This window comes from Prochlorococcus marinus str. MIT 9302, assembly GCF_000759975.1.
Classification (GTDB): Bacteria; Cyanobacteriota; Cyanobacteriia; order PCC-6307; family Cyanobiaceae; genus Prochlorococcus_A; species Prochlorococcus_A marinus_M.
In genome coordinates this window covers 242,416-268,774 of record NZ_JNAM01000011.1, presented here as the reverse complement: position 1 = coordinate 268,774, position 26,359 = coordinate 242,416, and the positions used below count along the sequence as shown (strand labels likewise).

30 protein-coding genes and 1 tRNA gene are annotated in these 26,359 nt (G+C 30.7%); 16 read left to right on the top strand and 15 right to left on the bottom strand.

Going from position 1 to position 26,359, the window contains the following annotated elements; translation table 11 throughout:
• Positions 1-24: 24 nt before the first annotated feature.
• From EU96_RS01405 to EU96_RS01420, 4 genes are all read left to right on the top strand, one after another.
• The gene (locus tag EU96_RS01405) at positions 25-774 is read left to right on the top strand and encodes a GAF domain-containing protein (RefSeq protein WP_032527303.1); all 750 of its coding nucleotides are present in this window, start codon (positions 25-27) and stop codon (positions 772-774) included.
• A gap of 87 nt (positions 775-861) precedes the next feature.
• Positions 862-1,347: a DUF2214 family protein gene (locus EU96_RS01410; RefSeq protein WP_032527302.1), complete on the top strand. Its 486-nt coding sequence runs from the start codon at positions 862-864 to the stop codon at positions 1,345-1,347.
• Positions 1,344-1,886, top strand: a complete 543-nt coding sequence (locus EU96_RS01415) for a DUF1643 domain-containing protein (protein ID WP_032527301.1) — start codon at positions 1,344-1,346, stop codon at positions 1,884-1,886. The genes EU96_RS01410 and EU96_RS01415 overlap by 4 nt, the downstream gene beginning before the upstream one ends.
• A 288-nt stretch (positions 1,887-2,174) precedes the next feature.
• Entirely contained in the window at positions 2,175-2,903 is a 729-nt protein-coding gene (locus tag EU96_RS01420) for a pirin family protein (RefSeq protein WP_072014705.1), read from the top strand.
• 14 nt (positions 2,904-2,917) lie between these two features.
• On the opposite strand, the gene EU96_RS01425 is transcribed toward EU96_RS01420, so the two are convergent.
• A complete protein-coding gene (locus tag EU96_RS01425) occupies positions 2,918-3,232 on the bottom strand; it encodes a hypothetical protein (protein ID WP_032527299.1) in 315 nt (104 codons plus the stop codon).
• Between the two features lie 116 nt (positions 3,233-3,348).
• Positions 3,349-4,755 carry a UDP-N-acetylmuramoyl-L-alanine--D-glutamate ligase gene (murD, locus tag EU96_RS01430; RefSeq protein ID WP_032527298.1) on the bottom strand — a complete coding sequence of 469 codons (1,407 nt, stop codon included), beginning with the start codon at positions 4,753-4,755 and terminating at the stop codon, positions 3,349-3,351.
• A gap of 100 nt (positions 4,756-4,855) precedes the next feature.
• Between murD and EU96_RS01435 the strand changes: the two genes are divergently transcribed.
• Positions 4,856-5,122, top strand: a complete 267-nt coding sequence (locus tag EU96_RS01435; protein ID WP_032527297.1) for a hypothetical protein — start codon at positions 4,856-4,858, stop codon at positions 5,120-5,122.
• On the opposite strand, the gene EU96_RS01440 is transcribed toward EU96_RS01435, so the two are convergent.
• Positions 5,117-6,046, bottom strand: coding sequence for an oxidoreductase (locus tag EU96_RS01440; protein ID WP_032527296.1), 930 nt, complete (start codon positions 6,044-6,046; stop codon positions 5,117-5,119). The genes EU96_RS01435 and EU96_RS01440 overlap by 6 nt on opposite strands.
• A 153-nt stretch (positions 6,047-6,199) precedes the next feature.
• On the opposite strand from EU96_RS01440, the gene EU96_RS01445 reads away from it, so the two are divergent.
• Positions 6,200-7,354 carry an FAD-binding domain-containing protein gene (locus EU96_RS01445; protein WP_032527295.1) on the top strand — a complete coding sequence of 385 codons (1,155 nt, stop codon included), beginning with the start codon at positions 6,200-6,202 and terminating at the stop codon, positions 7,352-7,354.
• Positions 7,355-7,490: 136 nt separating this feature from the next.
• Positions 7,491-8,045, top strand: a complete 555-nt coding sequence (locus EU96_RS01450) for a DoxX family protein (protein WP_032527294.1) — start codon at positions 7,491-7,493, stop codon at positions 8,043-8,045.
• 240 nt (positions 8,046-8,285) lie between these two features.
• On the opposite strand, the gene EU96_RS01460 is transcribed toward EU96_RS01450, so the two are convergent.
• The 5 genes from EU96_RS01460 to EU96_RS01480 form a co-directional block, all read right to left on the bottom strand.
• The gene (locus tag EU96_RS01460; protein WP_032527292.1) at positions 8,286-8,837 is read right to left on the bottom strand and encodes a pyridoxamine 5'-phosphate oxidase family protein; all 552 of its coding nucleotides are present in this window, start codon (positions 8,835-8,837) and stop codon (positions 8,286-8,288) included.
• Complete coding sequence (locus EU96_RS01465) at positions 8,830-9,447, bottom strand: methyltransferase family protein (RefSeq protein WP_032527291.1); 618 nt, start codon at positions 9,445-9,447, stop codon at positions 8,830-8,832. Before EU96_RS01465 ends, EU96_RS01460 begins: the two co-directional genes overlap by 8 nt.
• Before the next feature lie 68 nt (positions 9,448-9,515).
• Positions 9,516-9,587 (bottom strand) — tRNA-Val (locus tag EU96_RS01470).
• A 49-nt stretch (positions 9,588-9,636) separates the two neighbouring features.
• Positions 9,637-10,428, bottom strand: a complete 792-nt coding sequence (locus EU96_RS01475) for a photosystem II S4 domain protein (RefSeq protein WP_032527289.1) — start codon at positions 10,426-10,428, stop codon at positions 9,637-9,639.
• Positions 10,429-10,995 carry a hypothetical protein gene (locus EU96_RS01480; protein ID WP_032527288.1) on the bottom strand — a complete coding sequence of 189 codons (567 nt, stop codon included), beginning with the start codon at positions 10,993-10,995 and terminating at the stop codon, positions 10,429-10,431.
• Positions 10,996-11,094: 99 nt separating this feature from the next.
• Between EU96_RS01480 and serA the strand changes: the two genes are divergently transcribed.
• The 4 genes from serA (at position 11,095) to EU96_RS01500 (ending at position 14,497) form a co-directional block, all read left to right on the top strand.
• The gene (serA, locus tag EU96_RS01485) at positions 11,095-12,681 is read left to right on the top strand and encodes a phosphoglycerate dehydrogenase (RefSeq protein WP_032527287.1); all 1,587 of its coding nucleotides are present in this window, start codon (positions 11,095-11,097) and stop codon (positions 12,679-12,681) included.
• 22 nt (positions 12,682-12,703) lie between these two features.
• Positions 12,704-13,615 (top strand): 50S ribosomal protein L11 methyltransferase, encoded by a 912-nt coding sequence (gene prmA, locus EU96_RS01490; RefSeq protein WP_032527286.1) that lies wholly within the window; start codon positions 12,704-12,706, stop codon positions 13,613-13,615.
• Between the two features lie 135 nt (positions 13,616-13,750).
• On the top strand, positions 13,751-14,050 hold the full coding sequence (locus tag EU96_RS01495) for a ferredoxin (protein WP_032520210.1): 300 nt from the start codon (positions 13,751-13,753) through the stop codon (positions 14,048-14,050).
• 81 nt (positions 14,051-14,131) lie between these two features.
• Positions 14,132-14,497 carry a hypothetical protein gene (locus tag EU96_RS01500; protein WP_032527284.1) on the top strand — a complete coding sequence of 122 codons (366 nt, stop codon included), beginning with the start codon at positions 14,132-14,134 and terminating at the stop codon, positions 14,495-14,497.
• A gap of 11 nt (positions 14,498-14,508) precedes the next feature.
• Here the strand turns inward: EU96_RS01500 and EU96_RS01505 are convergent, their stop codons facing one another.
• Both EU96_RS01505 and rnz read right to left on the bottom strand, forming a co-directional pair.
• Complete coding sequence (locus EU96_RS01505; protein WP_032527283.1) at positions 14,509-15,057, bottom strand: pentapeptide repeat-containing protein; 549 nt, start codon at positions 15,055-15,057, stop codon at positions 14,509-14,511.
• Positions 15,058-15,143: 86 nt separating this feature from the next.
• The gene (rnz, locus tag EU96_RS01510) at positions 15,144-16,082 is read right to left on the bottom strand and encodes a ribonuclease Z (protein WP_032527282.1); all 939 of its coding nucleotides are present in this window, start codon (positions 16,080-16,082) and stop codon (positions 15,144-15,146) included.
• 88 nt (positions 16,083-16,170) lie between these two features.
• On the opposite strand from rnz, the gene EU96_RS01515 reads away from it, so the two are divergent.
• Positions 16,171-17,553 (top strand): SpoIID/LytB domain-containing protein, encoded by a 1,383-nt coding sequence (locus EU96_RS01515; protein ID WP_052044281.1) that lies wholly within the window; start codon positions 16,171-16,173, stop codon positions 17,551-17,553.
• 3 nt (positions 17,554-17,556) lie between these two features.
• On the opposite strand, the gene truB is transcribed toward EU96_RS01515, so the two are convergent.
• Positions 17,557-18,474: a tRNA pseudouridine(55) synthase TruB gene (truB, locus tag EU96_RS01520; protein WP_032527281.1), complete on the bottom strand. Its 918-nt coding sequence runs from the start codon at positions 18,472-18,474 to the stop codon at positions 17,557-17,559.
• Positions 18,475-18,616: 142 nt separating this feature from the next.
• On the opposite strand from truB, the gene EU96_RS01525 reads away from it, so the two are divergent.
• The gene (locus EU96_RS01525; protein WP_080735254.1) at positions 18,617-19,291 is read left to right on the top strand and encodes a class I SAM-dependent methyltransferase; all 675 of its coding nucleotides are present in this window, start codon (positions 18,617-18,619) and stop codon (positions 19,289-19,291) included.
• Here EU96_RS01525 and rpmA read toward each other — a convergent pair.
• Together rpmA and rplU are read right to left on the bottom strand one after the other, a co-directional pair.
• Positions 19,284-19,544, bottom strand: coding sequence for a 50S ribosomal protein L27 (rpmA, locus tag EU96_RS01530; RefSeq protein ID WP_011863458.1), 261 nt, complete (start codon positions 19,542-19,544; stop codon positions 19,284-19,286). The genes EU96_RS01525 and rpmA overlap by 8 nt on opposite strands.
• 15 nt (positions 19,545-19,559) lie before the next feature.
• A complete protein-coding gene (gene rplU, locus EU96_RS0109420) occupies positions 19,560-19,994 on the bottom strand; it encodes a 50S ribosomal protein L21 (protein WP_032527280.1) in 435 nt (144 codons plus the stop codon).
• 144 nt (positions 19,995-20,138) lie between these two features.
• Here rplU and kaiB point away from each other — a divergent pair, with 144 nt between their 5' ends.
• Together kaiB and kaiC are read left to right on the top strand one after the other, a co-directional pair.
• Positions 20,139-20,456 (top strand): circadian clock protein KaiB, encoded by a 318-nt coding sequence (gene kaiB, locus EU96_RS01535; RefSeq protein WP_032527279.1) that lies wholly within the window; start codon positions 20,139-20,141, stop codon positions 20,454-20,456.
• Positions 20,457-20,527: 71 nt separating this feature from the next.
• Positions 20,528-22,057 (top strand): circadian clock protein KaiC, encoded by a 1,530-nt coding sequence (gene kaiC / locus EU96_RS01540; RefSeq protein WP_032527278.1) that lies wholly within the window; start codon positions 20,528-20,530, stop codon positions 22,055-22,057.
• Here the strand turns inward: kaiC and EU96_RS01545 are convergent.
• Together EU96_RS01545 and purD are read right to left on the bottom strand one after the other, a co-directional pair.
• The gene (locus EU96_RS01545; protein WP_032527276.1) at positions 22,054-24,120 is read right to left on the bottom strand and encodes a HAMP domain-containing sensor histidine kinase; all 2,067 of its coding nucleotides are present in this window, start codon (positions 24,118-24,120) and stop codon (positions 22,054-22,056) included. The two genes, kaiC and EU96_RS01545, sit on opposite strands and share 4 nt — an antisense overlap.
• 3 nt (positions 24,121-24,123) lie before the next feature.
• Positions 24,124-25,455 (bottom strand): phosphoribosylamine--glycine ligase, encoded by a 1,332-nt coding sequence (gene purD, locus EU96_RS01550; protein WP_032527275.1) that lies wholly within the window; start codon positions 25,453-25,455, stop codon positions 24,124-24,126.
• 136 nt (positions 25,456-25,591) lie between these two features.
• On the opposite strand from purD, the gene purC reads away from it, so the two are divergent.
• Positions 25,592-26,320: a phosphoribosylaminoimidazolesuccinocarboxamide synthase gene (gene purC / locus EU96_RS01555; RefSeq protein WP_032527274.1), complete on the top strand. Its 729-nt coding sequence runs from the start codon at positions 25,592-25,594 to the stop codon at positions 26,318-26,320.
• Positions 26,321-26,359: the final 39 nt, after the last annotated feature.

Here is a 26,359-nt window from a genome sequence, read left to right as displayed (position 1 = left end):
TTTTAATTACATTGGTGAAGATTAATGGATAATCTTGTATCAAAAAAAGAAGATGAGGAAAGAAGATTAAAAGCTTTAGCAGAATATAGAATTTTGGGAACTAAGCCAGAATCATGTTATGACGATATTACAAAAATTGCGGCTGCAACTTGTAGTGTGCCTATTTCTTTAATGACTTTGGTTGACAAAGATAGACAATGGTTTAAGTCTAAAGTTGGACTTCAAATATCAGAAACTAGAAGAGATTGGTCTTTTTGTACCCATGCAATAAAAGAAAATACTCCACTAATTATTCATGATGCTTTCCAAGATGAAAGATTTATAAATAATCCATTGGTAACAGGAGACCCAAAGATTCGTTTTTATGCAGGTTTTCCCCTTAAAACTAGTGATGGTAATAAGCTTGGAACTCTTTGTGTAATAGACAGAAAGCCAGGAAATCTAACTACACAACAATTCAACATTATGGAATTATTATCCAAGCAAATAGTTTCATTCTTAGAGCTTAGAAAAAAGTCATTAAACTTGCTAGATGCATTGTCTAATTTGCATAAACAGGAAGGGATTTTATCTGTATGTTCATATTGCAGAGAAGTAAAGAATAAGGAGGGAGATTGGATGCATTTGGAAAAATATCTTTCGAAAATTAGTGATATTAGATTTAGTCATGGGGTTTGTGATAATTGCATGGAAAAACATTTCCCAGATGTAATCGAAGTATGGAATAAAAAGGATTTTTTTGAAGATGGTCAAAAAAGGTATTTAGAGTCTTAGATTCAATACCTTGCTTTTAAGTTGTTAATCTATTTCTAAACAAATTCTTTATTTGGTGGTTAGTATTGTATAAATTTTGACTAGAAAATGTTATTAGGAACTTTATTAACAGGCGAAATAGCTAAAAGTGCATTGGTAGCATATGTTCACTATTTAGGTATTATTTTGTGTTTTGGTTCTCTTTTGTTTGAAAGATTGACTCTCAAAGTAGGACTTAATAGAAATGAGACGATCTCAATGATAGTTGCAGATGTGGTTTATGGTTTGGCAGGAGTTGCAATATTAGTTACTGGTATATTGCGTGTTAAGTATTTTGGTCAAGGCGGTGATTTCTATACAGGTAATCCTGTGTTTTGGATAAAGGTTTCTCTTTACATTTTGGTAGGATTACTTTCTTTATACCCAACAACAACATATATTTTATGGGCAATTCCATTAACTAAGAATAAATTACCTGAAATTTCTGAGAACCTTGTTAAGAGGTTTAGACTAATCATCACGACCGAGTTGGTGGGCTTTTCAATAATACCTTTGTTTGCAACTCTTATGGCTAGAGGTGTAGGTTTAGGTTGAAAAATTTATTTTTAGAAAGAAATTGTTTAATAAGCGAGAACAAAGAATATAGATGGAGTTTAAGTTATAAGATTTCTAAATCTACAAAAGAAATTATTTTTATTGGTTTAAATCCTTCATTATCAGATGCAGATTTCTTGGATAATACAACAAAAAAGATAATCAAAATTTCGAAAAACAATAATTATGGCAAAGTAAAATTAATCAATCTATTTGCTCTAATTTCAAGTAATCCAGAAAGACTTTTTAATCACAAAAACCCTGTTGGTTATCTAAACAATAATCATATTGATAAAAACTTAAAACTCTGGTCTGAAAATAATAATTGTGATTTATGGTTAGGTTGGGGCAACAAAGGGAAATTTCTAAATAGAAATAAAAGAATATCAAAAAAAATAATGCAATATAACTCAATTAGGAAAAATAATTTTGATAATCCTCTTGGACCGCTTTTAATTAAGAAAACAATCAAAGATAATCCAATACATCCTCTATACTGTTCCGATAATTCCATTCTCGAAGTAGTAAAAACAATTTGATGCCAAGGTTTATGAGGCAATTAAATTAAAGTTATGTTAAGATTAATTCAGGCAATGTTAAATTATGAGTAACACAAAGCAACTGCAAAAACTTAAAAACTTAAATGTAAAAGCAGAAAAATGCCTTACAAGGGATGAAGCAAAAAAAATATTGATAAAGGCTAATAAAGCTCAGAGTAAAATAAATTTTTAAATTCGATATTTACTTTTTTTTAGGAATAATCTATAAAAGAAATTTACAAATATTTTTCTAATTATTTAGAATTTTTCTATTCTAATTAAATTTTGATGGTTTTTAATATTATCAAACTAAGAAAATCCGATGATAGATTTTTATCAAGAAGAGATTGGCTGCATTCAATGCATTCATTTTCTTTTGCGGAGCATAGGGATCCAAAATGGGATAATTTTGGGAAAATTAGAGTCATCAATGAAGATACTATTTCTCCAAATTCTGGTTTTAATATGCATTCTCATTCCGACATGGAGATAATTACTGTTGTAACAAAAGGTGCAATTACTCATCGGGACTCATTAAATAATTCAGGAAAAATTTATGAAAATGAAGTTCAAGTTATGTCTGCTGGTACTGGGATTACTCATAGTGAGAAAAATGAAGAGAATAAATCCTGTAAGTTATTTCAGATTTGGATTGATCCCAAAAAAAGTAATCTTAAACCTGATTATAAGCAAATATCATTTAAAAATGTCATAGGAGAGAATCTCATTATTGATTACTTAGATGGGAAAAATAAACTTTTAATAAACCAAGACATCTCTTTATGGCGTTGTAAATATAAACCTATTAAAGAAAAAAAATTGCCATTAAAAATCGATAAATATAATTGGATACAAATAATAGAAGGTAATCTTTTATTAAAAAGTAAAGAATCTAATTCAAATGTATGTCTCTCATCTGGAGATGGCTTGGGATTTGAAATTAATTATTATGATGATATCTCTATAGATACTAAAAAAGAACTAGATTTTCTTTTATTTTCAATGCCTTCCTTATAGTTTATCTATTTCTATTAATCATCAACTCCTTTATTAAATGCATTTAAGGCTTGCAAAGCCATGTTAAGGTGAACTTCCATAGCACCAAGCGCAATTAAAGAATTAGGTGATTTATCTTTTAGTAAATTCTTTTTTCTTTTTGATAACTCATTAACTACTTTCTTCGTGGAAGATTCCCAATTGTTTATTAACTCGTCAAATTCTCTTTTTTCGGGGCTTTCTATTTCTGCTAATTCATTAGAAAAATGAGAATCCTTTTGTGCCTTCAGCATCAAGTAACTTAATTTTTTATGACTTATTGCTTGAGGTAAATTGTTAGATTCACTCATTGTTAGTAGTAAATTTATAGTCAAAATCTAACTAATTAAGTGAATATTTGCTAGTGGGGAGTCGGTTGTGATGACCGACCTGAAAAGAACTTAATGATATTTAAATAAAACCTTTATTAATTAACCTTTAATTTTTTACTTACTAGTTTCTTGAAATGATCTCCTCGCTCTTCATAATTTTTAAATTGATCAAAACTCGAACAGGAAGGTGAGAATAATAATGTTCCACACTTATTATTTTGTAAATATTGAAAAACAAAATTTAAAAGCTCTTTGAGTTCTGAAAATTCAAAAATATCTTTATTAAATCCTTCATTTATAAGTGCCATTTTTAGGACTTTTGAGCTTTCTCCAAAAAGAAAAACACATTTAACTTTTTTCTTTAAAACTTTTATCCATTCAGTGTATTTATTTCCTTTTAATCTGCCTCCAGAAATTATTATTATTTGACCTTCAATTGAATTTATTCCTGCAATAGATGAATCAAAATTCGTAGCTTTACTATCATTAATTATTTCCAGATCATTATTTTTGTAAATTGTTTCCATCCTATGCTGTAATTGTTTGTAATTAGATAAAGAATCTTTAATCTTCTTTCCAGACAATCCAACTTTTCTTGCTGCTGCTATTACTAATAGAAGATTTTGAAGATTATGCGTTCCTTTTAAAGAGAAATGTTCAAGTTTGAATAGTCTCTTTCCTCTCTCAATAATGAATGCTTGATCATCTATCCAATAATCGCATTGAATGATATTTGATTTATCTAAACTAGTTGTTATCCAAATCCCTTTTGATAGCGAAATATAGTGATTTCTTAGATTTTCATCGTCATAATTATAAATTCTAAAATCTGATTTTTCTAGCAAGCTTTTTTTTATGTTGAAATAGTTTTCAAGTGTTTTGTGTCTTTCAAGATGATCTTCTGTGAAGGTTGTCCAGATTCCAATATTAGGTTTTACTTCTGGAGATATTTCTATTTGATAACTGCTTAATTCAGCTACAATCCAGTCAATTTGTTCGTGTTTTTTGGAGTAAGCATATTTACATAAGGGTGTGCCAATATTTCCAGCAAAAGGTGCACATAATTCATTCTGGCAGAGAATATGACTTAGTAAATGAGTAACAGTAGTCTTACCATTAGTGCCAGTAATACCTATCCAATTTGTGTCTTTTAAAATTTCCCATGCAACATTAATTTCTCCAATTACTTTTATTCCCTTTTTTTTTAATTTAATAATAGTTTCATGTTCATAAGGTACTGATGGACTTACAACAACAGATTCAATCTCTTTTACAAAGGGATCAATTTCTTTAAATACAAATTCTTTATTAAGAGAAACTAATATATTAAGTTCCTCCAATTCTGTTTTTTTTTCTAAGAATTCTTTCCCATCTTTACTTTCCCAAACAATTACTCTCTTATCGATGCTTCTCAAATACTTGGCAGCCCAAAATCCAGATTTCCCTAATCCAATTACAAGATTAATATTTTTTCTTTTACTTAAATGATTATTATCTATCATTAAATTTATAATTGCATTTATATTAAATGTCTTTGATGGTTAATTCAATCATGAGATCACTATTTACTATTTCAAGAATTCCCAATATAAAAGTTAATTAATGGAAGATAATACTGCAAAATATTGGTTCTCTTGGTTTTATGAAAGGTGGGAGAAAAATGCTCCAGGTGAATTAATAGAAAAGGGTTTGACCCCATCTCAGATTGCTGAGCGATTTGTTAATGAAAACCATGATAGTTTTATTCAATTATCAAAAAAAATTGATGAAAAAAATTATGATGCCTTAACAGAATTTATGAAGCTCTCAGAGAGTGAGTTACATATCTTGAAGTATTTTCTAAAGTTAGTAAAAATGAAAAATTTATAAGAAATTACTCAGTATTTCAAGGCTTTTTTTCCATAAATTTTTTCTTTCTTTTTTATTAATTGCAAAAGGAGAAGTAGGGGATAGTTTTGGATGACCTCTAAAATTAAATTTAGGACCATAATGATCCCCGCCTTTTGCATCTGGAGAAGTAGCTGCAAAAAGTTGAGGTAAAGCACCCATTTCTGCGGATTGAAAAATAGGGCTAAATAATTCCATGGAGAATGTTTCTATTGGACTAGGTTTAGGTTTTTGAGCAGTAAAAAGATTTGTTTTTGCTATTCCTGGGTGAGCAGCTAAAGAAAGTATATTTTTGTGTTTTAAGTTCTCATTTAGTTCCAAAGCGAACATTACATTTGCCAATTTGCTATTGGAGTAAGATTCCCATTTGTTGTAATAGTTCTCTGCTCTCAGATTCCCCCAACCAACTTTGCCAAAAAATTGTGCTCCAGAAGTAACCGTTACTATTCTCGATTCCTCCTTTTTTTCAATAATTGGAAGAAGCTTAAGGGTTAAAAGCATATGAGCTAAATGATTAACTGCAAATTGTATTTCATATCCTTGGGCACTAAGTGTTTTAGGCGGATGCATTATGCCAGCATTATTGATTAGTAAATCTAGATTTTCAAAATCATCAATAATTTTGGGTTGAACTTCAACAACATTATTTAAATCTGATAAATCTAATTCAAGTGGAGTAAATATTCCTTCAGGATTTGAAGCTCTAAGCTTTTTAATAGATTGATTAGCTTTATCTAGCGATCTGCAAGAAACTATTACATGGGCATTTTTTTCGGATAAGGCCTTTGCCGTGTAATATCCAAGGCCACTATTTGCGCCAGTAATAAGTGCAGTTTTTCCAGTAAGATTAGGGATATCAGATGTTTCCCAATTAGAAATTGTAGGTCTAGAAATAGTGGCAGTCATTTAGTAATCCTGCAAATTGTTTTGAAATTTAATGAAAACTTGTTTACTTAGTTACTGTAAATAATTGAATTCAGTATCGTGAGCTAAATTTAACCTCTAAATTTTTAAAATTTCTTTCAATCAATAAAAAATATTTTTATAGTTATCAAAAAAATGTCATTTTTATTAGAAGCTCAAAATCTTTGGGAAAACTTTGCAAAATACAAAATTAATGATTATGCAAAGTTAAGAAATTTTGATTTTGGACCAAATAATGAAGGTTCAGTTTCAAAATTATCACCATTTGTCACTCACAGAATATTATTGGAATATGACCTGATAAATGATATTAAAAGTAAATATAAAGTCAACAATCCAAGTAAGTTTATCGAAGAAATATTTTGGAGAGTTTACTGGAAAGGTTGGATGGAAAATAGACCGAAAGTTTGGAAAAATTTTATTTCAGAAAAAAATCTTGATTATGATCATGACCTATATGAAAGAGCAATTAATGGTCATACAGAATTAGATTTTTTTAACTCTTGGGTGCTTGAATTAAAGCACTATAACTATTTGCATAATCATACAAGGATGTGGTTTGCGAGTACTTGGATATTTAATTTAGGTCTTCCATGGCAATTAGGATCAAAGTTTTTCTTTAAATATCTGTTTGACGGTGATGCTGCATCTAATCTACTTAGTTGGAGATGGGTCGCAGGATTGCAAACTAAAGGAAAGCAGTATCTTTTCTCACCTTCAAACCTCAGAAAATTTTCAAATAATAGATTTAATGTAAAAAAAATAAATAACAAACAAATTTTTCTTGAGGAATCGAGTCAAATTCCATTACAAGATGAGATTTACAAAAATAATATGGATCCGAAATCGGATAATTTGATTTTGTTTGAAAATGATCTGCACATTGCAACTCTTAAAAATTTACTTCCAAGCTATAAAAAGGTCTACATTATTCTTTTAAAAAATGAACATAGACAAATTAAATTGTCTGAATCTGTTTTGAAATTTAAACAAAAATTGGTCTCTGAATTTGTAGAGCAATTTGATAATGTTGTACAGATTGATCCTCATTCACTAGAACTTACTTTTAAGATTATTAATCAAATAGACATTATTTATCCTGGAGTGGGAGAAAATTATGACTTTATAATTGAGTTTAAAAATTTACACAATAAAAAAATAGTTAATCTCGTAAGGGATGAAGATTTATGCGCGTGGAAGTTTGCTACAAAAGGCTTCTTTAACTTTAAAAAAAACATTCCCAAAATAAATCAAATGATATTCGAAAATTATTCAAAAAATAATTTTTAACTTAGGTAAATTCTTCACTAGAAAAAGAATTCTTTAGCAAATTAAGTATAAATACTTAATTAGTTATGACTTTTGCTGTTTAATCCACGATGGAATCTGTGACTAGTTATTTTTACTTAAGGATAATTTTTTTATAGTGCTTTCAACAATTCTCACAAAGTCGTTTAGCAAAGATACAGCTTTATTAATTCTTAGAGTTATTACTGGTACTGTGCTCATTCACCACGGTTATGAAAAATTAGCAAATATAGAAAATTTTGCTGATGCATTTGTGAGACCACTGCATCTTCCATTCCCGATTTTTTTATCATACATGGCAGCATTTTCGGAGATAGGTGGTAGTTGGTTATTAATAATCGGTTTGGCTACAAGATTCGGAGCCTTAGCTATTGTTGGAACAATTTCTGTCGCCATATATCATGCACTTGTTACTTCAGGGTTTAATATTTTCCTACTAGAGCTTTTACTTTTGTATTTTGCTTCAGCAACTTCAATTGCTTTATCAGGGCCTGGTAATTTTTCTTTGGATGAAGTTATTATTAGAATCCTTAAATCAGAAGATACAGTAGAGAGTATATCTACAACAAAAGTAAAACCCTCTTCTAAGGAGTCTGAAATAAAAGATGGAACTAATAAAGGTGGTTTGATCAAATATCTTCAGTCAAATATTCTTTCAGATATTTCAAACTAACTTTTTGGGATAAAGACTTTTAATTAGTTCTATTTTTTTACGATATAAGTTCCTCTTCTCTAGTTTTATCTTAATCGTAGCTTCAGTAAGACTTATAAAAAGACCTATGGCTGTGACCCAAGATAAAAAAATAAAAGGGTTATCTGTAATTCTTGAGAAATTCATATCAATAAAACTTCTTTTTTTAAACTGACTGATCACTAAATCTTTTTCAACCTAAATATACAATTTAGAAATATTCTATGGATTAATTTCTTTTTTTTCCCATTTATATTTCTTTTCCCATAGATATCTTTTATGAATAGGCTTTTCTAATTTAAGAAGATCTACTGAATCTATTTCAAAATTTAGAACTATAAAATTTTCTGACTTGGGTAGATTGGATGATATCTCATAAGCAGAGTCCAATTTTTGGTTGATTTTCTCTCCAGGAGATCCCCAGAACCAAGAAGATTTTGATTTTTCAGATAATGTATCCCAATAATTTTTATTATCACTTAACTCACTTATTTTTCCTTTTAATCTATATTGTGATTTGGTTTTAAAAAAAAACCATAATATTTCTGCATTAGGGTTGGATTTTAAATGCTCAATTTTCTCACTTCTTCTATCTGAAAAGATAATCATTGAACTATCTTTATTCCATCCTCTGAATACAACTGTTCTTAATCTAGGCTCATTTCTAACGCTAACTGTCGCAAGCTGAATCCATCTATTAGAAGGTAATTTACCCTCTTTTTTTCGAGAGGATTTTAAATCTTGTCTCCAACTTGGTAAGTTGTTTTCAAGCATTTAATTTAGGTAGAAGAAGACCAGTTTTTTTCTTGTAATCTTCAAATGAATCGTATTTTGTGAGCGATTTATCCTTTTTTATCATTCTTGGCAGAAAAACTATAAAGAAAAATATTGCAAGAATTGCAAATGGAATGAAATTCATTGAAAGGATGGCGAATGATAGATAAATTAGTATTTCTCCTAGATAATTGGTATTCCTTACATTTTTGAAAAATCCTTCTTTAATTAAATCTTTTTTTAATTTAAGAGAAAAATATTTTTGAGCATCACTAGCAAAGTGTAAAAACACACCAATTATATTTATAGATATAGATGTAGCTATTACGATATTTGGAATAGACTTCTGAGATGAGATTAGAATGAAAGGAGCAATCCAGTAACTTCCTAGAAAAATAAAACCAGTAATTGAAGTTAAAAAATTTATTTTTTCTTTAAAATAAGGATCCGGAAATATCTTTTCTTTAAGCAACCAAAGTAATCCATATGTCCCATGAAGAGCTAAATAAACGTAAGGACCGATTGTAAAATTATCATAAAATACCATAAGTCCTAATACTACAAATGCAGTTAGTCCCTTATGAAGATTAATTATTTGATTAAGTTTCATTTTTTTTAAATAATCTAAAAAATGAAATTATTTTCTGTGGATATAAACTAAGTCTTCAAAAAGTTTGATGGGCGATACTGGATTCGAACCAGTGGCCACTACCGTGTCGAGGTAGTGCTCTACCACTGAGCTAATCGCCCAATTTGAGGATTTTTTAATCCCCCTTATAAGAAAATAGCAGGTTGAGTTTCATTTTCTAAGTAATTTAACTTTCCATCTTTCTCTTTTGGTGACTTCTAAATTTAGAATCTCGATAAATCCTTTGTTTTCAAGTTGTAGTTTATCGCCAATTTTTAGATTAATAGTTGGCTTATTAATTTTACTACCATTTAATCTAAGCATTCCATTTTTTATTCTTTCAATAATTTTGCTTCTTGATATCCTAAAGCCTGCTGAAGCTATAGCGTCTAATCTTGTTGAAGCTTCTACTGTGTTAATAATTTTTTTTAATCTTCCAGTAGGTATTTGTAATTCATCTATACCCAACAAATTGATTTTTACTTTTACGTCTCTCAAATAAAAAGACTTTTCATTTAGAAACTCAATATCTAAATCGTCAATTATTCCTTGCGCCCCCCTATCGCCAATAGTCCATATATCTCCTATTTTTTTTTCAGTTACCCCATTTTCAATTAATAGGGATCTAAAGTCGTCTTGTTTAGCATTATCAAATAAAAAATTACCAATAATTTTTATTCCTTGTGCTGGAAAATTGCTTTCTAGCGCATCCTCTTCAAGAATGTTATCTCCTCTAGAGCAAGCTATTTTCGATCTTTGAGAAGAGGAGAATCCTCCATAAACAAAAAATTTGAAATCATTTAAATTTTCAAAATCTTTTAAAATCTCTTCGCAAATATAGGTTGAATTGAATCCAGTCCAATAAGTTTCCCAGTTTTTGTAAGCATAGTTGGCGATATTTATTAATTCCTCAGTTTCTTTTTTGTAGTTTGAATTTATTAAGATTTCTTTTAAGTCAATCATTTAGCCTTCCAAAAAAATTATATCTTTTGCTTCTGATTGTTTTATTAAAGCCCAAGGTAATTCAGTCCCAATTTGATTTTCAAGCAGAACAAGCCATTTACCCTCTTTATTTAAGTTGATAATTGATCTCAACTCTTTATTTCTATTAATGTTAATACTTGCAGAAGAAACCACGCTTCCTAAATATCCTGAACCCATTCCCAGAAGACCTCCAATTAAGGATTCCCCGATGTTATTTAAACCAAGAAAGCTGAAAGTAGCTAAATTTGTCATATTGGAAAAAGCTATTCCAGTTATAAAACCAAATGGCATTAGCCATCTACTCATATCTTTTTGTCTAATCTTTCTATCAAGTTTAGGATTTAAAATTCTTATATCTTCAAATTTTTGAGATTTGAATAAAATATTTGCTTTTGTATTTAGCAATTCGGTTTCATCCGCTGATATTTTCTCACTTTTTGGTGGGATCAAAATAGCTTCAGAGAGCATTACTGATTTTTCTTGGAAAACATTAAATAGCTGGATACATTTATCAATGTCTTCATATATAACAATACTTTTAGTCAAATTTTAATCCTCAATTGTTTGTGTGTTATTCAAATTAATAAAATAAGATACATACACTATAGATTAAGTTAAAGTAAAAGATTAAAGAACCAATCTTAAATGACAAAAGTTCTCATTACAGATCCAATTGATCAAACAGGAATAGATATTCTTTCACAAGTTGCTCAGGTTGATCAGAGGATAGGGATCTCAAACTCTGAGTTAACATCAATTATTAAAGAATATGATGCCCTAATGATACGATCTGGCACTCAAGTGACTGAAGAAATTATTAACTCTTCAAATAAACTGAGAATTATTGGAAGAGCAGGAGTAGGAGTTGATAATGTAGATGTTAAAGCTGCTACACAAAAAGGAGTTCTTGTTGTTAATTCCCCAGGGGGAAACACTATTGCTGCTGCTGAACACACCATAGCTATGATGTTGGCATTATCTAGACATATTCCAATTGCTAATAGTAGTACTTTGTTAGGTAAATGGGAGAGAAAGAAATTTGTTGGGAATGAGCTTTATAAGAAAAAATTAGGAGTGGTAGGTTTAGGGAAAATTGGTGCTCATGTAGCGAAAGTTGCTAATTCATTAGGAATGGATGTTTACGGATATGATCCTTTTGTTTCCACTGAAAGAGCTCAGCAAATACAAGTTAAACTATCTGAACTAGAGGACTTATTCCAACAATCTGATTATGTAACTTTGCATTTGCCTCGCACACGAGAGACAGAGAATTTAGTAAATATGGAAGTGCTTAAAAGTATGAAAAGTAGCGCAAAATTAATTAATTGTGCTCGAGGAGGTTTAATTGACGAAGAAGCTTTAGCAGAAGCTTTAAATAAATCCTTGATTGGAGGAGCAGCAATAGATGTTTTTTCTAAAGAACCTTTGGAATCTAATTCACCACTTCTGAAAGTTGAAAAGAATCTTATTCTTACTCCTCATTTAGGAGCATCTACTAGAGAAGCACAAGTAAATGTAGCTGTTGATGTTGCCGAACAAATCAGAGACGTTTTACTTGGTTTGTCAGCTCGAACCGCTGTAAATATTCCAGGTTTGAGCCCTGATATTATGGATAGCCTAAAACCTCATTTGCAGTTGGCTGAAACAATGGGTCTGCTTATAAGCCAGCTTTCAGGCGGACAGATACAGAAACTAGAGGTAAAGCTTCAAGGTGAATTTGTTCAACATCCTTCCCAGCCATTAATAATAGCTAGTTTAAAAGGCCTACTAAGTAAGGCTTTGGGAGATAGGATAAATTATGTGAATGCTTCGCTAGAAGCAGAATCTAGAGGCATTTCAGTGGTTGAGAGTAAAGATGAGGCAAGACCTGAATTTGCTAGTGGATCTCTTCAGTTATCTACTTATGGAGATAATGGTGACCATAGCGTAGCAGGAAGTATTTTTGCTGATGGAGAATTAAGAATTATTAGTATTGATCAATATCCAGTTAACGTATCACCAAGCAGATATATGTTGGTTACTAGGCATAGAGATATGCCTGGTATTATTGGTAAACTGGGGTCTTTATTAGGTAGTAATAATGTAAATATTGCCTCTATGCAAGTTGGGCGCAAAATTGTTAGAGGAGAAGCTGTAATGGTTCTAAGTATTGATGATCCAATACCTAATAAGTTGCTTGATACCATTATTGAAGTAGAGGGAATTACTAGCGCTAATCCAGTTACTTTATAAAAAGTCTTACTCTATATAAATAATGGCAATTAAAGATTGGTATAAACTAACCTTTCAGATAGAAAGTGATGCAGAAGAAATTATTATTTGGAAATTAAATGAGCTAGGAATTTTTAGTTTTTCATTTGAATATTTTATAAAAACTGAAAATAAAAAAGAAGTGAATATATGGCTTCCAATTGATGAATGGGACGAAAGTTCTAGAAGTGATTTTGAAAAAATAATTAACAAGCTTCTAAACATTAATGACTCTAAGGATCAATTTTTTTGCTGGAGTATTATAAAAGAGGAGGATTGGTTAACAAGTTGGAAGAAATATTGGGCCCCTGAATTTGTGGGAAATAATTTTTTAATATTGCCTTGTTGGATAAATCTGAATGAAAAATATAAGGATAAACAAATCATAAAAATCGATCCCGGAGCAGCCTTTGGTACTGGTAGTCACCCTTCGACGTATCTATGTTTAGAAAAAATGGAGAATATTTTATTTTCTGATAAAAAGGTATTAGATATTGGTAGTGGTAGCGGTATTTTGAGCATCGCAGCAAGATTACTAGGAGCTAAAGAGGTTTATGCAGTTGATAATGATTATTTAGCTATAAATTCTACTAACTCTAATTTTCAACTAAATTTCGGAAATTTAAATAACCTAAACACATATTTAGGATCTTTTAATGAAGTATTTTTTAAATATCAACTCAAAAAATTCGATTTTGTTTTATGCAATATTCTTGCTGAAGTAATTAAAGAAATGATTCCAAATATTTATAAGTGTTTGAGAAATAATGGGAAAGTCGTTTTCAGTGGAATTTTGAATTCACAAAAAGATGAAATTATAAAAATATTAATTCAAAATAATTTGAAATTGTTGGATGTATCATCTAAAAAAGATTGGGCTTGCATTTCCGCGCAAAAAGCCAGCAATCCAATCTAAGTATAAGTTTTTCTTATGCATACTCTTTAATACATTTTATTGTGTCATTTTTTACTTCAAAAACCCCCATATCGACTAAATCAATGTTAAAAATGTATTTGATAGGTATTAACTACCAACAATTTTTTTATTTAAATGGCTTCTTACAAAGTTACACTCATCAACGAAGGTGAGGGTCTAAATTCAACTATTGAAGTTCCCGATGATCAATACATCCTCGATGCTGCTGAGGAACAAGGTATCGATCTTCCTTATTCATGCAGAGCAGGAGCTTGCTCAACATGTGCTGGTAAAGTCACTTCAGGAAGTGTCGATCAATCAGATCAGAGTTTCTTGGATGATGATCAATTAGAAGCTGGTTTTGTACTTACTTGTGTTGCTTATCCAACATCTGATGTAACAATCACAACTCATGCTGAGGAAGAATTGTATTAATTATAAAAAATTAACTTATTTAAGTTGATAATTTATTACTTATCTGCCACCCTCTATTAAGGTGGCATTTTTTTTGTGAAAATGGATAACTTTGAATTTTTTAAAACTGGAAGTGTTCAATCAAGTTATGGCGGTCAGTACAGTTACAGGGTAATTGGACCATGTTGCAGGCTTTATGATAGGGAAGAGTTACCTTGGCCATGTTCAAGGATTGCTTGGAGAAGTAAAGAGCCTAGTTGGAGAAGAATAGGTTCTAGATTTGTTGCAGATATGGCTTCAAGAAAATGTCCTTCTTACTCAGTTCAGATTTTAGAGCCTGGATCAAAACCTCTTGAAACAGTAATTACTCTTTTTTCAAAGAAATTTTCTTCTGATATCCAAGAATGGTGGTATAGCAAAAAACCAGGTTCAAAAGAACCTGGTAATGTGTTGCCAGAAATTACTTAATTATTTATATTTTAGCCTTTAGGAGTTGGAGGCATGTAGCCCTTTAAACCAGTACATTCAAGACTATCTAGAGTATCTACACCAGTTTTTGGATTAGTTCCTGTTGCCCTTGCACATAATGCTTTTCTCTGGGATAGATCAAGATTTGAATCAGTAAAATCTGTTCCATCTATGTTTGCTCCATCAAAATAACTTTTCAATAGATCGGAATTAGTAAGGATTGCATTTGAAAGGTCAGCGTTATCAAAACGAGTTGCATATGCAATTAGGCTGTCCATATTGGCACCTTTGAAACTAGCATTTGCTGCAGTTGTAACACTCATATAGGCACCTTGAAGATTAGTCTCACCTAAGTCTTGACCAGATAAATCATATTTTACATATTCAGTATTCTGAAGATCTTGTCCATGAAGATTACCTTTCAATCCATCTACTGATGAAGGATCACTGGGATAAAGTGCATTTGCAGAGATTGGATTAAGAAGTAAACCAATAATCAATGGAAGAAAAATAAGAAGTCTTTTGAAAGACTTGTTTAGTGATGAAAAAATAGAAACCATTTCGATCGACATCAAATAGATAAACCTATGAATATTATTTCATGGGTTGGTCATTTACAACGCTCCTGCTAACGAACTGTTGCAGTTTATTTAATTTCTACAGTTAGAAAATCTTTTGCAAGCTGAGTATTTGGAAAAACTTTTTGTGCCTCTTTAAGCAAATCGCTTGGGGTAATTGAATTTTTATTAGTATATCTTGGACTTAAATGGGTAATAAGTAATTTTTTTGCATTAGATAATAATGCTGTTTTAGCAGCCATTATTGTTGTGGAATGTAATTTTTCGTAGGCCATGCTCTCATCCTCCTCTGAAAATGTCGATTCATGTACGAGTAAATCGGCATTTTTTGATAATGATACTGCTGATTTGCTAAAGACAGTATCTGTGCAATAAACAAAACTTTCACCCTTCCTAGGAGGTCCACAGAACTCTTTCCCATCAAATGACCTCCCATCTGCCAACATGACTTTTTTACCTTGTTGTAGTTCTGAATAGATTGGCCCAGGTTCTATATTCATAGATTCTGCCTTTTTGATGTCAAATATACCCGGCTTGTCTTTTTCGCTTACTCGATAACCATAAGCAGGTATTTTATGTTTAAGACAGGCGCAATTTACTTTTATTTTGTTGTTTTCAAATAAAATTTTATTTTCTGATGCGAAATTTTCAACTTCTACGAAATGCAATGGAAACGACAATTTACAAAAACTACTATTAAGTGCAGCATTTATAAAACCTCGCAATTCTGAAGGACCATAAATTTCAATACCATTACTATTACCTGATAAACCTAGGGTAGCCAAAAGGCCAGGTAAACCATAAACATGATCTCCATGCATATGAGTAATAAATATCTTCTTGATTTGTGAAGATTTAATATTACTCTTCATGATTTGATGCTGTGTTCCCTCTCCACAATCAAAAAGCCAAACTTCTGAAGATTGTGATAGTTTAAGAGCTAATGAAGAGACATTCCTCGTTAAGGTTGGAACTCCAGAACTTGTTCCTAGAAAGGTGATGTTCACTTATAATGATATTGTTGTTTTTTTATCTGGATTAAATCTAGACTTTTAGTGAAACTAAGGCAATTTCAAAATTTGTTTTTCAAACAAAGTGATATTAAAGATCATAAAAACTACTCATAAATTTTGTTTAATAAGCATATTAATTTTTTGTTTTCCCCAGACCCGAACTGAATCAGCGATAAGAGAACCTATCATTAATGTTTTAATTTTAAAAGACCAAAAAATTAGAATTAGATCAGATAGATCAATTCCATTATCAATCAGCGGTCAAAGATTTTCGAATAAAAAAATTAAAGGCTTAACTTTAAAAAAACAAAATAATAGAACTACTTTAATTTTTGATAAGAATAAACAGAAAATCTTTGACTTGAAAAATGAAGAAAAATTTGTAGTTAGGTCCTCAGATAGAAGAGGTATTTGGGTTGGTCAGAAAAGATACGCAGGTAAGTTGAATATTTTCATACGTGATAATGACATAATGGTAGTTAATGTTCTTGGGATTGAGAAGTATCTTGGTAGTGTTGTTGGTTCAGAAATGCCCGCTAAATGGCCTTTGGAAGCATTAAAGGCTCAAGCTATTGCATCAAGAACTTATGCTTTGAAGCAAAAAGGAAATCCTCTATACGATATTGATTCGACAAATAATAATCAGGTCTATATCGGACTAGAGGCTGGGACATATAAAACTAAAAGGGCAGTAGATAGCACAAGATCATTAGTTTTGACCTATAAAAATAAATTAATCAATTCTTTGTTTCATAGTAGTTCTGCTGGTATGACAGAAAATAGCCAAGATGTATGGAAAAATAAATATCCATATTTATCTAGTGTTAAAGACTTTGATAAAAATAATCCAAAACTTCGATGGAATAAAAAATTCTCAAACTCTCAATTGAAAAAACTATTCCCAAGGATTGGAGGAATTAAAAAAATTGAAATTTTAAATGTAACAAGTACGGGTCGAGTAAAAAATGTAAAAATTCATGGTGATTTTGGGACTGATCAAATTTCAGGAGTTGATATTCGAAAAAGAATGAACCTTAAAAGCACTTTAGTAAGGTTTAAATTTATCGAAGATAATGAAACTAAATCTAGTGATGAGATCCCTAAATTATTATCAACAAATTCATCAGGGAATGAATCTCTTACCCATATTGTTCGAGTGGGAGATACCTTGATAGTAATAGCTGATCAATATGATGTAAGTGTTGAGGAAATAGTTGCCTTAAATAAGATTAAAAATTCATCAATAATAAATATAGGTCAAAGATTATTAGTTCCAAGAAATTCTCTTACTTCATCATCTTCAGAGAAGATTTTAGTAGTTTCGGGATATGGATCTGGTCACGGTGTGGGGATGAGTCAATGGGGTGCTAAATATATGGCGAATAAGGGACAAAAAGCAAATGCCATCTTAAAACATTTTTATAAGGGAGTTGAAATAAAACCGTTTAAAAAATATTTTTTATAAAAATTATTTTGCATTAAGGACCAATTTTGGATTTATATAAGTTTGTTCTTTATTAAAAAAACCTATACCAAGAAGAGCTTTTCTTTGGTCTACTAACTTTATAGGTTTCTTAAAATTAAAAGTTTTACTTTTATTTAAGTAATTAATATCAACTTTAATCGCTCTTCCAGTTTGCCAAAAATTAATTTCTTCTTCTTTTTTTAATTCTAATGTTGAAATGTGATTAAGAGCAGAAATTGTTGGAATAATAAGATTTGAAGTTTTATTTTTTTCTTTTTCCATATCTGATATTTTTATGGAATGTTGTTCATTAAAGCCACAAGCTGAAATTCTTTTTAGTTGAAGAAGGCAACCCTCGGAATTGAGAATTTTTCCTAAATCTCTTGCAATTGACCTTATATATGTACCACTGGAACATTTGATTTTTATTTCTATGATTCCGTTTATTTGGTCCCATTTTATTAAAATAAGCTCATCTATTTTTACTTCTCTTGGCGCTAATTCAAAATTTTCATTATTAAAAAACTTTTTATAAGCTCTCTCACCATTGACATGTATGCTGGATACTTTTGGGGGGGTTTGTTTAATTATGCCTCTAAATTTATCTAAATATTGATCTAATTTATCATCACTGATTTTGGGCCAATTTTTCTGATTGATTATTTCTCCATGAATATCATCAGTGTTAGTTCTTATCCCTAATTTAATTTGTCCAATATAAGTTTTACCTTGAGGAAGATATTGAATAAATCTTGTTGCACTTCCTATTGCGATTGGTAATGTTCCTGTCACCTCTGGATCAAGAGTCCCTGTATGCCCAACTTTTTTTGTATTTAGTAACTTCCTTATTTGTTTAACACAATCATGAGAGGTAAAGCCTTTATCTTTATTAATTACTAAGAATCCATCTTTAGTTTTCATTTTTAATATTAAGAATACTTTGAGAAAGATTTATTCACATCCTATGATTTTTGTATTGGAAATTAAAATTAAGAAATTGAAAAAAGATAGTTTTATATTAAGTGAGTTTTTAGATAATGCTTTTAATTTGAAATCACATTTAATGGAATTCTTATCTATTAAAGAATGTGATTTAGATGGATTCCTCTCAAATGCGAAGATGAATTTAGCAAATTTACATCCCGGAGATGCTCTAAGTGATGTTTCAGATTTTTATACTGAGATTGTTGGAGATAGGCATTTAGCTGATTTAGCTGCTTGGCATATTACAAGTAAGGATTATATCGCTGATACTTTAAAACTTCAGCAGAGATTTTCTACAGATTTGGTTTTAGATTTTGGAGGAGGCATTGGAACGCATGCCTTAGCTAATGCTATGTCCTCAAACGTTGAGCATGTTTTTTTTGTGGATATTAATAAAACAAATAGACAATTTGTCGAATATAGGGCCAAGGAATTAGGAGTTGAAAAAAAGCTTACTTTTTGCAGGACAATTAAAGATGCACAAATATCTAAATTTGATACGATAATTTGTCTTGACGTTTTAGAGCATCTTGCAGATCCAGCTTCTCAAATTGAGATTTTCAATGAGACCATGGATTGTAATTCTATCGCTTTGTTCAATTGGTATTTTTTTAAAGGAGAAAAAAATGAATATCCATTCCACATCGACGATAGCCAAATTATAGACAATTTTTTTAAGACACTTCAATCAAATTTTTTAGAAGTTTTTCATCCTATTCTCATAACCACAAGAGCATATAAAAAAATCAGATAACTATATTAACTCTTTTTCTATTTCTTAAATTTCTTTTAATGCTTTCGAAACTTACGGTTCCTTCTTTGAGTGCAAAAAGGGTATCATCTTTGCCTTTGCCAACATTGATTCCGGGTAAAAAGGATGTACCTCTTTGGCGAATTAAAATTGATCCAGCGGTTACTTTTTCTCCACCATAAGCTTTTACACCAAGTCTTTTGGAATTTGAATCTCTACCGTTTCTTGTAGAACCTGTTCCTTTTTTATGTGCCATTAGAAATTTTTAATTTTAAGATTTTTCAGATTTTGGTTTAGTTTCCTTTTTAACAGTTGCCTTTTTTGAAGGAGACTTAGGAGCACTCTTACCTACTGATATAGATTTTACCATAACTCTAGTAAGTTCTTGTCTGTGACCCATCTTTCGTCTTGTCTTTTTTTTCGGACGCATTTTGTACACAATGATTTTCTTATCTCTTTTATGAGAAACGACTTCTAATTCAATTTTTGCATCTTTAATATATGGTTTACCTATAGTAATAGAGTTTTTATCCTTTAAAAGTAAAACTTTCTCTAGTGTTATTTTATCTTTCTCTTTCGCATTGAGCCTGTCTATGTCATAGTATCTGTTAACTTCAAACCAAAATTGTTGACCTGAAGTTTCTGCTATTGCATACAATTCATCACTTTTAGAAGAATTGTTTGAAGAGTTTTTTGAATTTGTCATACGTTAAGGACGCTATTAGGCTCAAATTTATAATTTGATTAAGCCAAATGAGCAATCATAATAGTTTGTTTATTTTCTTATTTTGTAGTGTAATAAGTCAAGGGTTGTATTAAATCTTTTATATCAATTTGAGGAAATTTGATTATGGTAGCAAGAAAAACATACATCTTAAAACTCTATGTTGCTGGGAATACTCCTAATTCAATGAGGGCTTTGAATACTTTAAGAGAAATTCTAGAAAATGAATTCAAAGGTGTTTATGCCTTGAAGGTTATCGATGTACTTAAGCAACCTCAACTTGCTGAGGAAGATAAGATTTTGGCAACCCCAACCTTAGCTAAAATTTTACCTCCACCGGTTAGAAGAATAATTGGTGATCTTTCAGATAGAGAAAAAGTTTTAATCGGTTTAGATCTACTTTTTGATGAATTAACTGAAACTGAATATAGTGGAGATAAATAATATATGTAAAACTCTTATAATTGAAAATAAATTTATTGTTTTTTTTTATTTAATTTTATTTGAACAGAACTATGAAAGATAAGAAATTTGGCAAATCAAATAAAATGCAAGTACAAAAATTACCTACCGGTATAGAAGGCTTTGATGATGTTTGTAGAGGTGGGTTGCCGGTATCTCGAAGTACTCTCGTTAGTGGGACATCCGGAACTGGTAAAACTGTTTTTTCTACCCAATACTTGTACCATGGAATTTGTAATTTTGATGAGCCAGGTATCTTCGTTACATTTGAAGAATCCCCTTTAGACATAATAAGAAATGCTGCTAGCTTCGGATGGGATTTACAAGAATTAATTGATCAAAATAAATTATTTATATTGGACGCCTCTCCTGATCCTGATGGTCAAGATGTGGTGGGCAATTTTGACTTGTCTGGCCTTATTGAGAGAATAAGTTATGCAATAAGAAAATATAAAGCTAAAAGAGTTGCAATAGATTCAATAACTGCGGTTTTCCAACAATATGACGCTATTTACGTTGTTAGAAGAGAAATATTTAGATTAATAGCAAGATTAAAAGAAATAGGAGTAACAACTGTTATGACTACAGAAAGGGTTGATGATTACGGACCCATTGCTAGATATGGAGTAGAAGAATTTGTCTCTGATAATGTTGTATTACTAAGAAATGTTCTAGAGTCAGAGAAAAGAAGAAGAACTTTAGAGGTTTTGAAGTTAAGAGGTACTGTACATATGAAAGGGGAATACCCATTCACTATGGGAGTAGACGGTATTAGTGTGTTTGCTCTAGGCGCAATGAGACTAACTCAAGGATCTTCGAATATTAGAATTAGTTCTGGAGTTAAAGATCTCGATGATATGTGTGGTGGAGGATATTTTCAAGATTCCATTATCCTCGCTACTGGAGCTACTGGTACAGGTAAGACTATGCTTGTATCAAAATTTGTAGAAGATGCTTATAACAATAGTGAAAGAGCAATACTTTTTGCATATGAGGAATCTAGGGCTCAATTACTTAGAAATGCCACTAGTTGGGGAATAGATTTTGAAAAGATGGAAAGTGATGGGTTATTAAAAATTATTTGTGCATATCCTGAATCAACAGGTTTGGAAGATCATTTGCAAATCATAAAAACCCAAATTAATCAATTTAAACCAAAGAGAATGGCAATAGATTCTCTCTCAGCACTAGCCCGAGGTGTCAGTTTAAATGCATTTAGACAGTTTGTAATTGCAGTCACTGGTTATACAAAACAAGAAGAGATAGCAGGCTTTTTTACTAATACTGCAGAAGAATTCATGGGAAGTCATTCTATTACTGATTCTCATATCTCAACAATTACCGATACTATATTATTGCTCCAATATGTTGAAATAAAAGGAGAGATGGCTAGAGCATTAAATGTTTTTAAAATGCGAGGATCATGGCATGATAAGCGAATAAGAGAATTTATAATCACTAATAAAGGTCCTGAAATTAAGGATTCTTTTTCTAACTTCGAACAGATATTTAGTGGTGCCCCTCATAGAGTTGTTCCTGATCAGAATGTTCAGAATATTTTTAAAGGATTAGATAATAATTAGATGATTTCACTGACTTTAGAGCTGGAAAAATTATCTGTATTATTAATAGTTTGAGTCAATAATTCATCTTTATCTGATTGTGCCAACGCTAAATCAAACCAGAAGGTTGTTCCAACTCCTAATTCACTAGCCATTCGAATTTCTCCACCATGTTTTTCAATAATTCCTCTCACTATAGATAACCCCAAACCTGTCCCTTGCTCAGTATGAACGGCATTCTCTACTCTATAAAAACGATCAAAAATTTTCTCTTGATCCGTTTGAGATATCCCAGAACCTGTATCAGTAATCTCAATTCTTACTTTTGGTAATGGTGAAACTAACTCACATTGAGGTGCTTCATCATTGTTATTACTTGGAGGAAAAGCTGGACAGGAATCTGGCCAAGTATAAGCTCTTATAATTAAGTTGCTATTTTTCGGACTAAATTTTAATCCATTACCAAGCAAATTATCAAAAACTTGTAAAAGTAAATCAAAATTTCCAAGAATTGGAGGAATAGTTTCTTCTATATCATGTGCTAATGAAACATTTTTTTCTATAGCGTTAAGTCTGTAATTTCTAAGAGTCTGTTCTATTGCGGGTTTTATATCCATTTCCTCTAGTTGAATTATTTTCCCTGACTCTAATCTTGATAAATCTAATACATCATTAACTAGTCTTGTTAACCTATCAGTCTCTGAATTTGCAATACCGAGGAATTCGAGTTGCTCTTCATTTGAGAGCTGATCTTTTAAATCATGTAAGGTCTCCACGTAACTTTTTATGTTAAATAGTGGTGTCCTTAATTCATGAGAAACATTACTAATAAATCTGTTTTGTGCCGCATTTAGTTCTACTTCTCTTGTTAGATCTTGAATTGTGACGGCGATGCCTTTTAATTCAACTTTGTTTGTATCTAAGACTGATTGCAAAACTATTCTTAAAGTTCTTGCCGGTTCACCTAAGCTAAACCTTAAATCATCTTTTTCTTTTTCTCTGTTTAAGATGGATTCTATATTTGTATGTAAGTCATTAGATAAAATTTCGGGGATCTCATTTAAAAAATATTTTCCTTCTAAGAATCTTCCCTCCCAACGGAATAATCTTTTTGCTGTTGGATTAGTAAGTACAATCTTTCCTTTGGAATCCAATAATATTGCACCATCAGCCATAGTAGCTATTAGAGATTGCTGCTTTATTTGAGCAGCTTTAAGTTCTTCAATGTTTGCCTCTTCATAATTTTCTAACTGAGTGGCCATTCGGTTAAATCCATTTAAAAGTTCTCCTAAATCTCCTGTCATAGGTAAAGAAATTCTTGATTTAAAGTTTCCTTTTGAAATTTCCCTAACACCTCTTACTAACTCTCTGACAGGTCTAGTAATTGTTAGTGCATTGAATACAGCTCCAAGTATTACTAAAACCCAAATAGAGATAAAAACTGCTATTGTCACTTCTCTTGTTAGTGCGGCACTGGCCAATGCTTTTTTATTAGGCGTCACTCCTAAAGCTAAAGTTCCAAGATATTTCCCTTTCCACAGCATTGGGACAAATACATCTGTTACTTGACCCTGAGGTGTTACATGCTGCCTAACTAAAGGAAATTGCGGTCTTTTTTTTAATTCTGAGGGGATTTTTAATCTTCTAGTGAGCTGGAACTGACTATCTGAACTTGTAGGAGTGGCACTAATTGGTATTCCAAGTTGAACTATGTCTTCAGCGTCAGTAAAAAAGATGTAACGTAGATTTCGACTTGATCTCCAAAACTTTTCAGCTACATTTGAGATTTCTTTTTTTTGATTATTAGCAACTAATTCTGTGACATTGCCTGACAACAATAATCCAAGATCTCGAGCATATCTAGTATCATTCATTCCTGCATCTCTTTGAATACTATTAAGTGCAAAAAATGTTATTCCTGTCATTAGAAGACTTACAACGAGAGTTGCTATTGCTAACAATTTTGTTCTTAAACTAAATCCACTCCACCAATCAATAAGTCTATTAGTCCAATATTTGTTATTAATATCTTCATTGTCGGGGATATTATATTCTCTGATTTCTCGATTATTGGTATCTACCATAAGCTAATTCTCCGAAGAAAAGTTTTTTCTAACTTGATGACCAATATCATTTCTAAAGTAAATGCCATCAAAATTTATTTCTTTAAGATTTTTATATGCTTTTTCAAAAACCAAATCGAAATCTTTATCTTGACAGACAATACTCAAGACTCTTCCTCCATCAGTTAATAATTCTCCATTTTTATTGAAACAAGTACCTGAGTCGAAAATTTGACAATCACTTGAGTCAATCTTCCCTATTTTTATTGGAAATCCAGTTTTATATTTATGAGGATAACCTTTTGAGGTTGCTATTACACAACCACTAACTTTATCAGGAGTATCAATTTTTTCATCACCAGTTAAATTTCCCATAGAGCACTTTTCTAAAAGAAAAACAAAATTTTGATCCATTAAGGGCATTATTGTTTGGCATTCTGGGTCTCCAAACCTACAATTGTATTCTATAACTTTTGGCCCAGAATTTGTGATCATTAATCCAAAATAGATTACGCCTTTATAATCAATATTTTTTTTATTTAGTTCATCAATTGTAGGTTTAATTATCTCTTTGATTATCCTGTCAAGATAATCTTTTGTTAATAGTGGAGCAGGAGAATAAGCTCCCATCCCTCCTGTATTAGGACCTTTATCTTTCTCATTTAGACGTTTGTGATCTTGTGCAGTTGGAAGTAATAGGTAACTCTTTCCATCACAAAGAGCAAAAACTGAAACTTCTGGACCCTGAATTTTTTCTTCTAGAACTACAACATCCCCAGAATTACCAAATTTACCATTAAAGATTGATTCTGCTGATTTAAAACATTCATCTTTTGACTCGGGAATAAAAACACCTTTACCTGAAGCTAGACCATCTGCCTTAACTACCAGTGGCATAGATGATGAAAGGATAATTTTTTTGGCTTCTTCGAGAGAATTGACTTTCCAAAATTTTGCAGTTGGAATATTTGCGTCTTGCATAAATTCCTTTGCCCAAGATTTGCTATATTCCAATCTTGCTCCATCTTTACCAGGGCCAAATACTTTATAGTCTTTTTCGCGAAGAAAATCGGCTAATCCATTCGCCAAAGGTACTTCCGGTCCTATTACAATTAAATTTATTTTTAAAAAATCAAGCTTTTCGACTAATTCATTTTTATTGTTTATATCAATTCTTATTCTTTCGCATTTATTTATTCTTTCTGAGCCAGCGTTACCAGGGATTAAATAAACTTTTTTGACTAATTCATTTTTTTGAATAGCCCAAGCCAAAGAATTTTCTCTTCCGCCATTGCCAATTATTAAAACATTTTCTAATCTACTGTAGCCCTTAGAACTTGATGAATTAATACTCATAAATTTGTTTTTTGAAGGTTATGAGGTTTAGATGAATAATCAGTTAAAATGAAATAAACTATTCAAAAAGTTGATCTCTATTAAATATGTTAATTAAAAATTTATCTTTTAGTAATCAAATTAGGTCATAAATTTAATGAATAATAAATATGAATTAATTTATGAAGGAAAAGCAAAAAAAGTATTTTCTCATGATGATGTAGATAAAGTATTAATCGAATTTAAAGATGATGCTACAGCTTTTAATGCTTTAAAAAAAGCTAAATTTGAAGGGAAGGGCAAACTTAATTGTCTTATAAGTGCAAGTATTTTTAAACTTCTTAAAAAGAATAATATTCCAACTCATTTTCTTGAACTTAAAAAAGAACATATAATGATAGCAAAAAGAATAAAAGTAATCCCCTTGGAAATTGTTCTTAGAAATACTGCTTATGGTTCTTTATGTAAACAAACGACTATCAAATCAGGTACTATCTTGGTAAAACCATTAATAGATATTTATCTGAAAAATGATGAACTTAATGATCCGCTAATTACAAAAGACAGAATTGAATTAATGAATATTTTAAGCACTAAAGATTTAGATTTAATAATAGATTTAACTTTAAAAATTAATGTAATACTGAAAAGTTTTTTTAAAAATATTCAGCTTCAACTTGTAGATTTCAAGTTGGAGTTTGGCTATGATTCTAAAAATAAAATACTACTTGGGGATGAAATAAGTCCTGACAATTGTAGATTGTGGGATCTAAATCAGAAAAATGATACAATTGTAAGCCTAGACAAAGATAGATTTAGAAATGATTTAGGTGGTCTAATTGAAGCTTATAGTGAAATAAACCGAAGAATAAACGATTTCATCTAACTCAATTCAAAAATTAATGTTTCACATTCCATAATCAAA